Origin of the sequence: Corynebacterium lipophilum, assembly GCF_024102595.1 — a bacterium.
GTDB classification, from domain to species: domain Bacteria; phylum Actinomycetota; class Actinomycetes; order Mycobacteriales; family Mycobacteriaceae; genus Corynebacterium; species Corynebacterium pseudogenitalium.
The window spans coordinates 296931-312910 of record NZ_JAEUWV010000001.1 but is presented as its reverse complement, the minus strand read 5'-3'; the positions used below and the strand labels follow the sequence as shown (position 1 = coordinate 312910).

Sequence of the window (15980 nt, the reverse complement as noted above, 5' to 3'; positions counted from 1 at the left end):
GTAGCGAAAGAAATGGCCCGAAGTGTGCGTACTGCACACCCGGGCCGTTCTAGGTCTTATGCCAAGTTATCCGCGACGTGCTTCGTCATGCGGACGAACTGAGAGGTGTAGGACCACTCGTTGTCGTACCAAGCAATCAGCTTGACCAGGTTGCCGTCGATGACGCGGGTCATCCCAGCATCGAAGATGGAACCATGGGTGTTGCCGATGATGTCGGAGGAAACGATTGGATCCTCGGTGTACTCAAGCGCCTTGCCAAACTCTGGGTCCTGAGCAGCCTTCTTGATTGCTGCGTTCACCTCATCAACGGTGACGTCCTTGTTCAGCTCGACGGTCAGGTCGGTTGCGGAACCGGTGATCGTTGGCACGCGCATTGCGAAGCCATCCAGCTTGCCCTCAAGTGCAGGCAGAACCAGGGCAACTGCCTTAGCAGCACCCGTCGTGGTTGGGACGATGTTCTGAGCTGCTGCACGGGCACGACGCAGGTCCTTGTGAGGTGCGTCCTGAATGCGCTGGTCGCCAGTGTAAGCGTGAATGGTGGTCATCAGACCGGACTTGATGCCGAACTGCTCTTCCAGAATCTTCGCGACTGGTGCAAGGGAGTTCGTGGTGCAAGATGCAGCGGAGATAATCTGCTGATCATTGCTGTAGTCGGTGTGGTTGACGCCCCAGACGTAGGTGCCATCGACGTTCTTACCCGGTGCGGAGATGATGACCTTCTTAGCGCCAGCCTCGATGTGAGCCTTTGCGTCATTGCCATCGGTGAAGCGGCCGGTGCAGTCAAGGACGATGTCGACGTTTGCATCGCCCCATGCGAGCTTGGATGGGTCCTTCTCTTCGGTAACCTCGATGCGGTGACCATCAACGGTGATGGAGGACTCGTCGTACTCAACGTCGCGGCCGAGCTGGCCATACGCTGTGTCGTACTTGACAAGGTGGGCCAAAGTCTTGTTGTCGGTCAGGTCATTAATCTTCACGACCTCAAGGTCGCTCGAGTACTGATCCAGGATGATGCGGAATGCCGAGCGGCCGATACGACCAAAGCCATTAATGCCAATACGAATAGTCACAGTCTTTACTCCTCTATGTCGGAAATTGTTGAGACTTGCTGATGGGCCGGTACCAATCTCTTTCCGTTCTCGGTGAGCTCCTTGGTTCAGCCCGTTGCTCATCAGTTTAGCGAGAGATTTCAACATGTGCATGGCCACGATGCCGCAAGAGACGCCCTAAAGGTGCATCACCAAAGAGACGGCGAAACCGGGGGTATCGTCTCATAATTTCACCAAGCATGAATGTCTGTTTACCGCCAAAGCCACACCTAATGCGACTCAAACAACGACAAAGGTAATCTCTTTTACCCCCGCGGGGCGTATCTGGCGAAACTGCTTGTGCGCTATCCCCCGGAATTGTGATGTTGCACACAGGGCGGTCTGGGAGCGCCCCAGAACGCTCTATGTTGCCTTCGTGTCTTTACCGCGAGTGTTCGCTATACCGAGCTCAGCAGCCCGCTTGTCAGCAAGGGACAACAGCCGACGAATTCGCCCAGCGACCGCATCCTTCGTCATCTGTGGGTCAGCCAACCGGCCAAGTTCTTCAAGCGAGGCTTGCCGGTGCTCAACACGCAGGTATCCGGCTTCGGCGAGATGCTCAGGCACATCGTCGCCGAGGATCTCCATCGCACGTTCCACACGCTGAGCGGCTACCGTCGCAGCATGTACGCTTCTGCGGGTGTTGGCGTCGTCAAAAGTTGCCAACCGTTGACCGCCACGCATCTGCGCTTGCTTCTCCCGAAGTTTTGCGTCCCACTCCAGGCGAGCAAGAGGCGCACCCATTCGACTGAGAAGCACCCCTATCGTCTCCGCATCACGGACATGTACACGCTCAACACCGCGAGTCTCCCGCATTCTGATGTGGCACCCAAGACGACGCGCTAACCCCACTAGGGCAAGCCCAGCTTCCTCGCATGGGCACTCGACCTCTAAAGCGGCAGTTCGGCCCGGCTCTGTGAGCGCTCCCCTAGCGAGGAACGCACCCCGCCACGCGGCTTCAACTTCAGCAATTTCTCCCGAAACGATTTGCGGGGGCATACCTACCACGAGATGACCAGACTGCGTCCGAAGATTTAGACGCCGATACAGCGCTTCAACACCAGTATCTAGACGTACTTCGTATTTCGTTTCCTTTGTCGCCGAGCCAGGTGAAACCACGGCGAACTTTGGTGAGCTCATGAAAAGAGTTTCAAGAATCAGGATTAAGCGACGTGCCACCGCCTCTTCCGCGAAATCCGCAATCATAGTTACCCCGTGGATTGAGGCGTCAAGTTTTCCTGCAAACCGAACTAACGCGGATGCCTCGGCGGCCGCAGCAGACTTCGCTCCTATTGGAGTTCGAAGCAGCTCTTCTTTGGTTTTGGCGGTCAGCGACACCGAGTGATCCTTTCTACAAAAACATCGGTGGATTAGTGTAGCGCACGTTATGCGTGAAAATCACGAACGAGAGATAGCAGCTCATGTGCAAGCTTGCGTGGATCATGCCGGTTTGTGTTGCGGTGCTGATCATCAACTTCATGAATATCTCGGAACAGTACAGTTGCACCAACTCGATCCGCGGCGCGCCCAAGATGAACGCGTTCGCCCTCCGTCGGGCTAATTGAGTTATCAGCCAGGAACACATCAACATGCAGGTTCGGAGCGTGCTGCTCGAAGACATGAATATGGCGTTCCGTGCTAAATCCCGGTGTCTCTCCTGCCTCCGGAGAAAGATTCAGCACTACAACTACCAACGCGGACGTCTCATTCAACGCGCGGACAATGTCCGGAACGAGTAGATGCGGAATCACCGACGAAAACCACGATCCAGGCCCGATTGTCACCACTTCTGCGTCCATGATCGCCTGCACTGCTTCGTCGGTTGCGGGAGGATTGTGGGGCAAAAGGCGGACGCGTCGCACAGTTCCGGGTGTGGTGGCAACGGCAACTTGACCGCGAACAGAACGCAAAACACGGGGGTCGTCGTCTAACCCCGCGACATCGGCCTCAATGTCGAGAGGCATAGGACTCATAGGAACAACCCTGCCCTGTGCGCCTGTCCATGAGCCGATGACGTCCAACGCTTGCTGAATATCGCCGAGTTCCTCGCTTAGTCCGGCAAGGAGCAGATTGCCAACTGCGTGCCCTGCCATCGCTCCATTTCCGCCAAATCGGTGTTGTAATGTATCTCTCCACAGAGCGCCATCTTCGTCATCCGCGGTCAGGGCTGAGAGCGCCATCCGCAGGTCACCAGGCGGAATGATATCCATCTCACGGCGTAGCCGACCGGATGAGCCTCCGTCGTCAGCAACTGTTACCACGGCGTGGATGGCTCGAGCCTCAGCCGCCCGCGCCGCCAATAGTGTTTGATATAAACCGTGCCCTCCCCCAAGGCAAGTAAATGCAGGTCCCATAATTTAATCAGTGCTTCTTTCCAACGATAAAGAGCAGCTAGTTGCGTTCCAAGTCACGGTGCAAGACGTTGACGTCCACGTCATCGGACTCCCGAAGCCTGCGTACAATCTCCTCCGAAATTGCGACTGACCGGTGGTGCCCGCCAGTACAGCCGATCCCAACAGTGATAAAGTCCTTACCTTCATGACGGTAGCCCTTGAGCATATCCTTCAGCATTGTCAAGAAGTTATCGACGAATGCCTTCGCTCCAGGCTGCGACAGAACATAGTCTGCGACTGGTGCATCGATACCTCGAAACTCCCGAAGCTCGGGGATCCAAAACGGATTTGGCAAAAACCGTACGTCCAACACTAAATCCGCATCACGAGGGGTCCCGTGTTTAAACCCAAACGACTCCACGGTGACGTGCTGTTTCGGTGCAGAGAGGTCGCCAACAGAGGCCTCAATCGACCGACGCAGGTCGTGAACTGAGAGGTGTGTCGTATCAATAATGAGATCTGCACGCTCCCGAACCGGGGCGATCTCCTTTCGCTCCCGTTCGATCCCCTCTTTCAACGTGTCATTGCCCTGCAACGGGTGCGTACGTCGCACACTGTCGAATCGGCGGATAAGGACTTCATCGCGGGCGTCGAGAAATAAGATGAACGGAGATAGGCCTTTTGCCTCAATCGCCTCAATCGTCTCCATTAACGAGCCATTGAACATCCTGGCACGTACATCAGTGACTACAGCGAGATGGTCAACAGGGGAATCGTCCGCAGTTGACATCTCGACAAGATCGAGAATGAGTTGCGGAGGCAGATTCTGGGAAACGAAGTATCCCTTATCTTCAAAAACTTTCGCGGCAGTCGACAAACCACCACCAGAAAGCCCGGTGATTATCACAGGGCGACGAGATTCGGATGCAGGTAATAAAGGCGAAGTCATAGGCCCATACTAGCTAGGCTTCGACGTCCTTGTGTAGGTGCTCGAAAATCGTCTCTGCCAACTTCGGCCCGACCCCCGCTACCTCCTGCAATTGCTCAAGCGAAGCCTTGCGAATCTGTTTGACACTGCCGAAATGCTTCACCAGTTCTTTTCTCCGAGCAGGCCCCAGCCCCGGTACGTTGTCCAGTACTGATGCTCTCATCCGTTTCGAACGCTGCTGTCTGTGATAGGTGATCGCGAAGCGGTGAGCCTCGTCTCGTATCTGTTGCAGCAGGTACATACCCTCGCAGTTTCTGGGCAAAATGATTGGTTCATCGTCATCGGCAACCCAGATTTCTTCTAGTCGCTTTGCCAGCCCGATGAGCTGTACATCCACGATACCAAGCTCATCGAATACCGCCTGTGCTGCGTTTACCTGTGGTTTTCCGCCGTCGACGATAAACAATTGTGGTGGATAGGCAAATCGTTGATTGCCGGTGGAAGCAACCTCACTCGCCTCCTCCGCAAACATCATCGTGCTTACTTCTTCGTCGGGATTGGCGAGTTTGTCCTCGTGGTAGCGCTTAAACCTCCGTCGAGTGACCTCAGCTATCGATCCAACATCATCGGAGCGCCCATCGCCGGCTGCTTCTTTAATTTGGTATCGCCGGTAATCGTTCTTCTTCGGCAGACCATCTTCAAACACAACCAGCGACGCCACAACGTCTGTGCCCTGAATATGAGAAATGTCGGTGCACTCAATTCGTAACGGAGCTTCATCCATGCCAAGCGCCGACTGAATATCCTGCAATGCCTGTGAACGGGCAGTGAGATCGCCTACGCGTTTCAGCTTGTGCTGATGGAGTGCTTCAGCGGCATTGCGGTGGACTGTCTCCAGCAACGCTGCTTTGTCGCCACGTTGCGGCACGCGGATGTCAACCTGCGCACCTCGAAGCTGTGTCAATAGCGTAGAGACGTCGGCCAACTCTTCTGGAAGTTCCGCAACAAGGATTTCACGCGGCACCGGAATACTCGGCACCGCTTCGCGATGCGATTGCTTATCGACGCCCCTTCGTCGGAATTGCTCTGTAATCTGTAGGTCTTCTTTTCGCTCCTGGGCGTCACGCTCAACGGCATCTGAGTAGTACTGAACCAGAAAGTCCTGCATCAGTGTGGGAACTGCAGGGTCCTTTTCCCCCTCTTCTAACCGGTCCAAACTGCCGGGTTCGTCGCCGGTCTTCTCAACGACCCAGCCTCGCTGGGCACGAATGCGACCACCACGAACGTTAAAGATTTGCACAGCTACTTCCAGCTCATCGCTGTCGATAGCAATGATGTCAGCATCCGTATCGCTGCTGAGCACTACGGCTTGGCGCTCCATCACTTTGTCCAGTGCGCCAAGGTCATCGCGAAGACGCGCTGCCTTTTCAAACTCGAGTTGTTCTGCCGCAGTAGCCATTTGCTGCTTGAGGGATCTGACAACGTGCTCTGTTCGTCCGCCCATAAACGAGAGGAACCCGGCGACAATCTCGTCATATTCCTGTTGATCAACACGTTGTACGCACGGTGCCGAACACTTATCGATGTAGCCCAACAGGCATGGTCTCCCGAGCGACTCATGTCGATTAAACACACCGTTCGAACAGGTACGAATCGGAAACACTCTCGTCAATAGATCAAGCGTTTCGCGTACGGCCCACGCGTGCGAGAACGGCCCAAAGTAGCGGACACCTTTTCGTTTCGGCCCCCGGTAGAAGAATGCCCGGGGGTAGCGCTCTTTCACGCTCACAGCGAGCATGGGATACGTCTTGTCATCCCGGTACATGACGTTGAACCAGGGATCGAATTTCTTGATCCACGTGTACTCAAGCTGCAGCGCCTCAACTTCGCTCGCTACAACCGTCCACTCCACGGAGCTGGCGGTAAATACCATCTGGCGCGTTCGCGGATGGAGCTGCGCCGGTGGCTGGAAATAGTTGCTGAGTCGAGCTCGCAGGTTCTTCGCCTTACCGACGTAGACGACGCGACCATGAGGGTCGCGAAACTTATAAACACCTGGGTCGGTGGGGATCGTCCCTGGAGCCGGACGGTAGGAAGTGGGATCAGCCAAGACGCTCCGCGCTCCCTATTCTGACGGCATGTACTTAGCTTCGAGCTCGCGGAACTCCGCAACTGCCTGCAACGCTAACTCTTTATCTGCAGCCTGAATCGCCCACAGCGGAACGTATTCAAAGTCCGGAAGCTCTAGCCGGGCCATTCGGGCGCCCTTTGGGAACGAAAGCCCGTAGATAACTAGCCAGGGGTAAAATCGCGTCCCGATAATGTTGGCTACCTCGACGCCGTCCTCATTGACCTGGACGCACGGCCGCGTCAACACCAGCCAGGTCAGAATCGAGAGGATGATACCGACTCCAACGAAAGCAAACTTGTCGAGCCACGTAATTGTGAGGCCCGAAAATTCCACGTCAACGACAGCGGCCATGAAGATGTGCACGGCCATCAGCACAAGAATGCATACAGCTGCGACTTTCTTCAGAAATGGGGACCGAATCGTCAGCTCCCACGGCTTAGTCGAGATCGAAGCATGTGGGTCTAGTGCGTTGAGGTATGCAAGCTCCGCTTCATCAATCTTGCGTGCAACCGACTGTTCTTCGCTCACTACTCTTTACTCCTCGCTGCCGTAGCACACGCTACGTTCTTTCAGTTATGAATCTTTCTTCGGGGTCGCTCGGACTTTTTCAAGCTCGATGAGGGCACCGATTGCTGCCTGCACGGCTTCCGCGCCCTTGTCTTCCTTCGCGTCCTCTCCACCAGCACGCTCGTAGGCCTGGTCTTCTTCTTCGACGGTGAGTACTCCGTTTCCGACCGGCGTTGATTCGTCGAGTGCGATGCGGGTCAACCCTGCGGTCACCGAGTCACAAACATACTCAAAGTGCGCCGTCTCACCTCGAATTACGCACCCTAGCGCTACGACAGCGTCGTAACGCTGAGCGCACGCCTGCACCACAACCGGCAATTCTAACGCGCCGGCGACGGTAAATTCCGCATACTTAGCGCCCATTTCTCGGGCAGTCGAGATCGCCCGGTCCCGGAGACGCTCCACGATTTTCTGGTTCCACAGTGTCGAAACAATGGCGACTGTATAGCCCTCACCACTTATCGTCTGCGCATCAGGTGCACCGACACTTGCCATCTAATCGTCCTCCTGCTCAGTCCACGAAGCAGCCAACGGGAGATCATGCCCCATGCGCAACTGCTTGGTTCGTAAATACCGGATGTTCTCGTGAGTAGGCACAATTTCGATTCGAGCCCGCTCTTTCACGATCGGACCGAAGCCGCTGAGCGCTTCCACCTTTTCCGGATTATTGGATAACAGTGTAAACGAAATGATACCAAGGTCTTTCAAAATCTGTCCGGCAACCGAATACTCGCGGGCATCGACGGGCAGCCCCTGCTCAAGGTTGGCATCAACGGTGTCAAGGCCCTGGTCTTGCAGGCGATAGGCCTCGAGCTTGGCGAGGAGACCAATACCGCGACCTTCGTGCCCGCGAACATACACGAGCACACCACAACCCTTTTCTTGAATCCGACGCATCGACTCGTGGAGCTGCGGACCACAGTCGCACCGCTTCGACGCAAAGGCATCCCCCGTCAAGCACTCGGAGTGAACCCGCACAAGTACATCGTCACAGTTCGCGACGTCCCCGACTACCAATGCGATGTGCTCGGAACCATCGATGCGATTGCGATAACCGTACGCGGCAAACGTACCGAACTCGGTCGGCAACTTGGTTTCGACAGTGCGCTCGACTGTCATCTCATGGCGGCGTCGATACGCAATAAGCTGCTCGATGGAGATCATCTTGAGACCGTGCCGGTCGCTGAACTTGCGCAGTTCATCAAACCGCGCCATATCCGTCGGATCCTCCTCGGACACGATTTCACACAACACACCGCACGGAGTAAGTCCTGCCAAGCGCGCGAGATCGATTGAGGCCTCGGTATGTCCATCCCGCGTGAGCACCCCTCCCTTGCGTGCGCGCAGAGGCACGATATGGCCCGGACGAGTGAAGTCATGCGGCCCATACTTCGTATCGACGAGGCGTCGAATAGTCTCAGCTCTCGATGTTGCGGAAATACCTGTCGATCCTGTCGCTGCATCGACAGTGACCGTGTACGCGGTGCCGCGGGCGTCCTCATTATGAGCAACCATGGGCGGCAGTTGGAGCTCATCCGCACGCTCGTCCTCGAGCGGGACGCAAATGTATCCGGAGGTGTAGCGCACCATAAACGCTACGAGTTCCGGGGTGGCGAACTCGGCGGCAAAAATAAGATCCCCCTCGTTCTCCCTATCCTCGTTGTCAACAACAACGACTGCTTCACCGCGAGCAATAGCTGCTACTGCATCTTCGACGGTGTCTAGCTGCGAATTACGTCCAACGGAGTCCTGAGGAGCATTCATGGAACCCAATGTTAGTGCCTCACCATGTTCTCAACGTATTTGGCAATGATATCGACTTCGATGTTGACCGAATCGCCTGATTTCCATGAGCCTGCGGTCGTCGCCTGTAGGGTCGCAGGGATGAGCGAGACTTCAAACCAACCATCTCCTACTGCAGAGACGGTCAACGAGATCCCGCTGATCGTGATAGAGCCCTTTTCCACCACGTACTTTCGTACTTTTTCAGGGAGCGAAAACCGCAGTACGTCCCAATGCTCACCAGGCGAGCGATGTTGAAGTGTCGCCACTGCATCGACGTGCCCCTGAACAATGTGACCACCAAGACGGTCTCCCACTGCTAGTGCGCGCTCAAGATTGACCAGGGTTGCTTCCTTGTATTCACCGATACGGGAACGACGCAAAGTTTCAAGCATGACGTCTGCAGTAAAAGAATTTTCTGTGGCTTCAACTACTGTGAGACACACCCCGTCGACGGCAATCGAGTCTCCAAATTCCACTCCTGCAAGTACGGTTTCTGCGCCGATACGGATCCGAACTGCGTCGTCGAGTGGCTCGATTGACGCCACCGAACCAACTTCCTCAACCAGTCCTGTAAACACTATGCAGTCTCCATTTCTATCAATACGTCCTCGCCAAGTTGGTGCACGTCGCAGATCTTAAATTCGAATGCGTCGCCTATCGTACGCGCCAGTGCAGCGTCCAGCACCGAGCGACCTTGGCCTAGCAGTTTTGGCGCAATATATGCTTGCACCCGGTCGACAACACCGCGGGTAAAGAAGCTGCTGAGGAGATTCGCTCCACCCTCAACAAGTACGTCACGGCAGCCAAGTTCCCAAAGTTCTGCGCATGCTGCCTCAGGGGTCGGATACTGCAAAAAGCCTAGCTCGCGTAAGTTTCCTTCGGGCACTTCTCTCGTGCCGATTACAACGCGGCGAGGCTGGTGCGGATACAGGCTTCCATCCGGTCTACGCGCGGTGAGCGAAGGATTGTCAGTGATCGCGGTTCCGGTCCCAACGATGATGGCGTCGCGTTGAGCGCGGTCACGGTGCACGAACTGGCGCGCCTCAGGTCCGGTAATCCACTTGCTGGAGCCGTCAATCGCTGCGGTGAACCCATCCAACGTCATCGCAAACTTCGCGGTCACGCTGACCCGATTGTGGCGTATGGAGGAAATCCAAGGCTGAAGGGCTTCAACGCGGTAAGGCTCGAAGCGGACGTCGATACCCGCGGCTTCAAGCCGCTGAGCACCGCCTGTAGCGAGAGGATTCGGGTCAGCCGTGAGATACACAACCTTGGCAACACCCGCAGAAATCAGTGCCTCTGTGCACGGGCCAGTTCGTCCAGTGTGGTTACACGGCTCCAACGTGACAACGGCTGTAGCGCCTTCTGCACGAGCTCCTGCCTTACGAAGTGCTTGAACCTCCGCATGTGGCCCGCCGACGGGGGCCGTCGCGCCGGTGGCGACTAGAACTCCGTCTGGGCTATACAACGCACATCCAACTGGTGGATTGGGACTCGTAGTCCCGCGGACTGCATCCCCTGCTGCGATAGCTGCTTCGATCACGCGACGCCAGCCGCTTCCTTTGCCATCCGACGCAGCGTATCTACTGCTTCAGCGGGATTATCTGCGCCGAATACTGCGGATCCAGCCACGAAGGCGTCCACACCGGCCTCGGCCGCCTGAGCAATTGTGGAGTTGGCGATGCCACCATCGATCCCAATTACCGTGGACAAGCCAGCAGCGCGAATGTGGTCACGCAGGGTAAACACCTTCGAGAGCACTTCCGGCATGAACTTCTGTCCGCCAAAACCGGGCTCCACACTCATCACGAGCACTTCCTCGAAATGCTCAAGATCGTCGAGGTATGGCTCGATTGGTGTGCCCGGTTTAATAGCAAATCCCGCCTGCACGCCTAATTCACGGCACTGCTTCGCAGCAGCGACGTGGTCATTCGTTGCCTCGACGTGGAAAATCATTCGATCACCACCAGCGTTGGCATAGGTCTCGAACCACTGCTCAGGTTCCTCGATCATGAGGTGCATGTCGAGAAACTGGTCGGTCACCCCGTTGACTGCTTTGGTCACATCCGGACCAAAAGAAAGGTTCGGCACAAAATGACCGTCCATGATGTCTACGTGGAGCATGTCGGCGTTCGGAACTTTCTCAACATCTTCGCCGAGAGCTGCATAGTTCGCGGCGAGGATGGACGGCGCAATATAAATCATGCCTCTACCCTAGTGTTTTCTTGCGAAGAACTGCGAAGAACATTGCGTCAGTTCCGTGGCGGTGTGGCCACATCTGCACACTACGATGTGGACCGACGTTTTCCATTGGCGCAACAAGTTGCTGTGCGTCGCACTCCTCGACTTTGCCAGTGGCCAGCACAGCGTCAACGATGCCTCTGGTCTCCCGAACATCTGGCGAACATGTCGAGTACACGATTACGCCACCAGGCTTTGTCGCAGTAATGGCTGTGTTGAGCAGCTTGAGCTGTAGCTGGGTGAGCGAAGCGATATCTGACTCGTGCTTCGTCCAGCGTGCTTCAGGCCGACGCCTCAACGATCCGAGGCCGGAACAGGGGGCGTCGACAAGCACTCGGTCGTATCCAGACTCGAGCTCAATGGTTGTCGCGTCCCCTGTGCGAACACTGACCGGCAAACCTTTCGTCGCCTTCTGCACAAGCTCCGCACGGTGAGGCGCAACCTCGACTGCATCAACGCGTGCACCATCAATTGCCGCCAAGGAACCGATGAATGCAGCCTTGCCCCCCGGGCCTGCGCAGAGGTCCAATCAGCGTCCCTGGTCGTCAGCGACGGTCGCTTGGACAAGCGCCCGCGCAATCAACTGAGAGCCTTCGTCTTGTACCGCGGCGAAACCATCGCGTACCGGTTGCAGCTCACCTGGGTTCCCCTCAGGCAAATACACGGCATACGGGGAGTACTTGCCAATGTCGCCACCAGTGATGAGTGCCAACTCCTCCGCGGAGATCTCGCCGGGTCGTGCGACAAGATGCACGATGGGACGCTCCGAGTCAGCTTCGAGGGCCTCGGCCAGCTCCGGATCATCTGCTTCAACCCCTAACGCCGTTGCAAAAGAACGAGCAATCCAAGCAGGGTGCGCGTGCTCGAACGCGATGCGCTCCAGTGGCTCATTGGGCTTGCAGGTGTCAATCCAGTGCTTCGAGGGTTGCCGGCTCATCGTTCGCAGCACCGCATTAACAAAACCTTTCGCGCCCTGTTTCCCAGCGCCGATAACCAAGCGCACCGAAGTATCAACCGCGGCATGCTGCCCGACTCTGGTGTACAGCAACTGGTAAGCGCCTAATCGCAGAGCTGCGCGTACCTCAGCATCGAGATCAGCAATAGCGCGGCTCGAGCACTCCTGAAGAACCGCATCAATCACACCGAGCGATCGCAGTGCTCCATACGTCAGCTCCGTAGCAAATGCAGCATCCTTGCCACGCACCTGGTGTTCACGGAGTATTCCCGGCAAGACCAAGTTCGCGAACGCCCCGTCTATGTCGACGCGCATCAGCGTCGACCACGCTGCCTCACGAGCAGGGTCACCAATATCAACCTTTGGCGCTTGCTGGTTGGTTCGCTTTTGTGCAACCTTCGCCGTCTTCTTGCTTACTGTCGCAGGCTTACGACGCCCCGCAGACCGGGATCGGAACCCTCCGCTCATACAAATTTCACCCCTGCCTCAATAGTCTCGGTTGCGAGCCCGCGCCCCCACGCATCTGCAGCCATACGCTTCTTCCCAGGCGGTTGTATCTCTTGCAAGATCACATCGACTGTCCCAGTTCCAACTCGCACCCGATTCTTTTCGACGGCCACTTCGCCCGCGCCAAGCGTATCCGAGTCACCAATCGACACCGGCCCGATTTTGACACGCTGCTCACCGAGCATTGTCCACGCACCAGGTCCTGGCGTGTATGCGCGGATCGTACGATCAACTACTTCGGCGTCACAATCCCACTGAATCCGAGCATCCTTGCTCTGAATTTTCGGGGCATATGTGCCATCCACGGGCTGTGGTTCCGGTACTATGCTGCCACTGGCGAGACCATCCATCGTGGCAACAAGCAAGTCAGCACCCTCGTACGCAAGCCTGGTCAAGAGATCGTCCGCGGTATCGGTAGGCAAAATCGCTTCCTCAAACGTAGCCAGAACTGGACCTGTATCGAGTCCCTCATCGATGCGGAATGTCGTGGCACCGGTCGTCGTCAATCCCGACAAGATTGCAGCCTGGACTGGAGCCGCTCCCCGGAGCTCAGGCAAAAGCGAGAAGTGGAGGTTCACCCACCCGTGCTGAGGCAAGTCGAGCAGCTCAGGTGGAACAAGGTTGCCGTACGCTACTACGGGAATCGCATCTGGAGCAATCGCACGTAGACGTTCGACGATTTCTGCATTACCACGCAATGTCTTCGGCTCAAGTACTTCAATGCCATGCTCAAGCGCAACTTTCTTAACCGGCGACGGGTGAAGCGTCCGCCCTCTCCCCTTCGGCGCGTCAGGGCGCGTGAGCACCGCAACTACTTCATGCTCTGAATGAAGCAACGCCTCCAGCGCCACGACTGCAGGTTCTGGCGTCCCAGCAAACACAATACGCATTACCGTTCCTTCCACCACGTTGATGTTCGAACTTGTGACATAGCTTGTTTCTTTTCTTCCGCAGACAGACGCTCCAAGAACACAACGCCGTCAAGGTGGTCAGTCTCGTGCTGAATGCACCGCGCGAGGAGTCCTGTTCCCAGGATCGACAACGGATGTCCCTCTGCGTCGACACCGTTGCAGACTACGGAGCGATATCGCTCCACATCGGCCCTAACACCGGGAATGGACAGACACCCTTCAGTACCCAGCTGACTATCCCCAGAAAGCGGCGACCACGACGGGTTCACAATGTGTCCCCGAAGCCCCTGACAATCGAAGACGAACACCCTCAGGCTGTGGCCAATCTGATTTGCAGCCAAGCCAACACCACCTGCGTTATCCATTGTGTCGAACATGTCATTGACCAGCGTGCGAATCCCAGCGCCAAACTCAGTAACCTCTTGAGCTACTTCATTGAGCACAGGATCCCCGAGCAATCGAAGCCTGCGAACTGTCATGGATCGATAGTCTACCCACCTCTCGGCTCCACGGGCGCAACACTATCCAATATGCAGAGGGTCAACCTGCACCCGCAGCGGTAAATCCTGCTTGCGCGTCGCTCTACTGATCACTCCAGCCCGTAAAGCACGACCTAGCTCATTCCGTTCTTGCACTGCGCACCTCACCAGCATGCGCTGCGCAGGGCCGAACTGCTGCTCGTCCCAAGTGCCAGGTAATGAGACCCCGCTCGGTAAGTCGACTGGCCCCAACAACTCAGCAGCTAAGGGAAGCGTCGTATGTGCGAAAAAATCTTCCAAAGCGACACGTGGTGCGTCCACCACTGCTACGTGAGCAGCTGGCGGAAACGAAACCTCTCGTCGATGTCCAAGCTCAAGCGCCGCATAGCCGGACGGATCCCAGCGCAGGAAGAACTGCACAACGGCAATTCCCGGATCAGCGGTCACGACGACCTCCCCACCGCGTTCATGGGGCTCAACCAGCGCTGCAGCCGCTATCCATCTCGAATAAGTCTCTTCAGCCGCTCGCAAGTCTGGACGTTGCAGCAGCGCCCACGCATCCATCAGCACCGCTGCTCCGTACCCGCCTTCCACTACGGGTTCCGCGCCGGGCGTGGCTACAACAAGCTGTGCCTGAGACTCAACCTCAGCGAGTACCTTTTCGCCTGAGGAATTCCGCACACGCACTTGAGGAAATGCTCGGCCAAGCTCCTCTGCCGTCCGGTCTGTGCCCAATACCACTGCGCGCAGCTTTCGCGAACCGCATGCAGCACAACGATAAGAGGGATCTATGCGGCCACACCACCGGCAGGTTGGTGCGGATGCATCCCCACTTTGTGGCAACTCGAGCGGTCCATTGCACGCACGACACCGAGACGGGGTGCGGCAGTCACCGCAAGCCAGCGCACGAATGTATCCAGCACGAGGCACCTGAAACAACACCGGGCGATTACGCTGAAGTGCCCGCTTTGCTGCTTGGAACGCCGCAGAAGGAAGCCTTGCTTGCCTTGCACGTGGGTCACGTTCTAGTGCGATGTCGGAATCCCCCGCTGCATAGATCCGCGGCATCCGCTCTCGAATCGTGCCTTTCGACGCCTCCAACCCATGCATCCAACCCGATTCGACCAGCATTTGGGTTTCTGCAGTTCTTGCGACACCGCCGATGATTAACGGGACGTGCTCAAGCGCGGAGCGCGTCGTCAAGACCTCGCGAGCATGCACATACGGCTCACGCGGGTCAACAAGATTGTCGTTGCCGTCATCCATGAGCACAAGCAGTCGAAGATCCTGTACCGGCGCGAACGCAGCGGAGCGAGTCCCCACCACGATTCGGGCCTGCCCATGCAATGCCGACAGATATCGTGAATACCTTGCCTGCGGACCCTGTGCAGAAGTGAGCGTGCTGATCTGCCGAGGCCCGACCACCTTCTTCAACTGTGCTTCGAGGCTATCTACATCTCGCTGATCCGGTACGACGATGAGTGCTCCGCCACCGTCAAGCGCGACTTTTGCAGCCAAAGCAGCAACGGGACCTGCCCACGGAGCACCTGGTGCAACCTGCCACGCTGCTCGCACTAGCTTTCTGGCGAGCACAGCATCGACGAATGATTCACCGTATTGATATGTACTCCATCCCGAAAGATCTGGCTCGGTGGCCTCACCAAGCTCCGCCCAAGGTGTAGAAGTGTCTGTCTCTTCAGCTTTCTTATGCCGAGGAGGGATCGCTGAGCGATAGATATCAGATCTGACGCCGGCATAGCGCTCAGCGAGTGCGTCGACAAGCTGGCGTAACTGGATTGGAGCGACGACCTCCGATGAAATCACGCGCTCGAGGAACCGCAAGTTACCTACATGCTCAGGGGCCTCCGTCCGGCCAAGAATCAACCCGTCAACAAGTCGACCAGCGAACCGCACCCGCACCCGCGTTCCCGGCTGCGCATCTTCTGACTGCTCCTCAGCTACGTAGTAGTCAAAGGTGCGGTCTAGATGTGCCAACCCAAGCTGGGGTAGCACCTTGGCGACAGGAAGGAAGGTTGCGGGCTGCTTCGACATTCA

General features: G+C 56.7%; 14 protein-coding genes and 1 pseudogene. All 15 read right to left on the bottom strand.

Annotation, left to right across the window (positions count from 1 at the left end; translation table 11 throughout):
* Positions 1-56: 56 nt before the first annotated feature.
* A complete protein-coding gene (gene gap, locus JMN37_RS01505; RefSeq protein WP_070976869.1) occupies positions 57-1070 on the bottom strand; it encodes a type I glyceraldehyde-3-phosphate dehydrogenase in 1014 nt (337 codons plus the stop codon).
* Between the two features lie 381 nt (positions 1071-1451).
* Entirely contained in the window at positions 1452-2426 is a 975-nt protein-coding gene (gene whiA / locus JMN37_RS01500) for a DNA-binding protein WhiA (protein ID WP_070362421.1), read from the bottom strand.
* Between the two features lie 47 nt (positions 2427-2473).
* Positions 2474-3442: a gluconeogenesis factor YvcK family protein gene (locus tag JMN37_RS01495; protein ID WP_070477072.1), complete on the bottom strand. Its 969-nt coding sequence runs from the start codon at positions 3440-3442 to the stop codon at positions 2474-2476.
* Positions 3443-3479: 37 nt separating this feature from the next.
* Positions 3480-4370 carry an RNase adapter RapZ gene (gene rapZ / locus JMN37_RS01490; RefSeq protein WP_070477070.1) on the bottom strand — a complete coding sequence of 297 codons (891 nt, stop codon included), beginning with the start codon at positions 4368-4370 and terminating at the stop codon, positions 3480-3482.
* A 13-nt stretch (positions 4371-4383) separates the two neighbouring features.
* Positions 4384-6459 (bottom strand): excinuclease ABC subunit UvrC, encoded by a 2076-nt coding sequence (gene uvrC / locus JMN37_RS01485; RefSeq protein WP_252930862.1) that lies wholly within the window; start codon positions 6457-6459, stop codon positions 4384-4386.
* Positions 6460-6474: 15 nt separating this feature from the next.
* A complete protein-coding gene (locus JMN37_RS01480) occupies positions 6475-7008 on the bottom strand; it encodes a PH domain-containing protein (protein ID WP_252930861.1) in 534 nt (177 codons plus the stop codon).
* 45 nt (positions 7009-7053) lie between these two features.
* Positions 7054-7542 (bottom strand): 6,7-dimethyl-8-ribityllumazine synthase, encoded by a 489-nt coding sequence (gene ribH / locus JMN37_RS01475; RefSeq protein WP_071572598.1) that lies wholly within the window; start codon positions 7540-7542, stop codon positions 7054-7056.
* On the bottom strand, positions 7543-8811 hold the full coding sequence (locus JMN37_RS01470) for a bifunctional 3,4-dihydroxy-2-butanone-4-phosphate synthase/GTP cyclohydrolase II (RefSeq protein WP_070977199.1): 1269 nt from the start codon (positions 8809-8811) through the stop codon (positions 7543-7545).
* Positions 8812-8822: 11 nt separating this feature from the next.
* Positions 8823-9410: a riboflavin synthase gene (locus tag JMN37_RS01465; RefSeq protein ID WP_252930860.1), complete on the bottom strand. Its 588-nt coding sequence runs from the start codon at positions 9408-9410 to the stop codon at positions 8823-8825.
* A complete protein-coding gene (gene ribD, locus JMN37_RS01460; RefSeq protein WP_143000882.1) occupies positions 9410-10372 on the bottom strand; it encodes a bifunctional diaminohydroxyphosphoribosylaminopyrimidine deaminase/5-amino-6-(5-phosphoribosylamino)uracil reductase RibD in 963 nt (320 codons plus the stop codon). The genes JMN37_RS01465 and ribD overlap by 1 nt, the downstream gene beginning before the upstream one ends.
* Positions 10372-11037: a ribulose-phosphate 3-epimerase gene (rpe, locus tag JMN37_RS01455; protein ID WP_070362413.1), complete on the bottom strand. Its 666-nt coding sequence runs from the start codon at positions 11035-11037 to the stop codon at positions 10372-10374. Before rpe ends, ribD begins: the two co-directional genes overlap by 1 nt.
* Before the next feature lie 4 nt (positions 11038-11041).
* Positions 11042-12496, bottom strand: a pseudogene (locus tag JMN37_RS01450) (RsmB/NOP family class I SAM-dependent RNA methyltransferase).
* Complete coding sequence (fmt, locus tag JMN37_RS01445; RefSeq protein ID WP_070477064.1) at positions 12493-13425, bottom strand: methionyl-tRNA formyltransferase; 933 nt, start codon at positions 13423-13425, stop codon at positions 12493-12495. The pseudogene JMN37_RS01450 and the gene fmt overlap by 4 nt, the downstream one beginning before the upstream one ends.
* On the bottom strand, positions 13425-13925 hold the full coding sequence (gene def / locus JMN37_RS01440) for a peptide deformylase (protein WP_070362410.1): 501 nt from the start codon (positions 13923-13925) through the stop codon (positions 13425-13427). The genes fmt and def overlap by 1 nt, the downstream gene beginning before the upstream one ends.
* A 42-nt stretch (positions 13926-13967) precedes the next feature.
* On the bottom strand, positions 13968-15977 hold the full coding sequence (locus JMN37_RS01435; RefSeq protein WP_252930859.1) for a primosomal protein N': 2010 nt from the start codon (positions 15975-15977) through the stop codon (positions 13968-13970).
* Positions 15978-15980 lie beyond the last annotated feature (3 nt).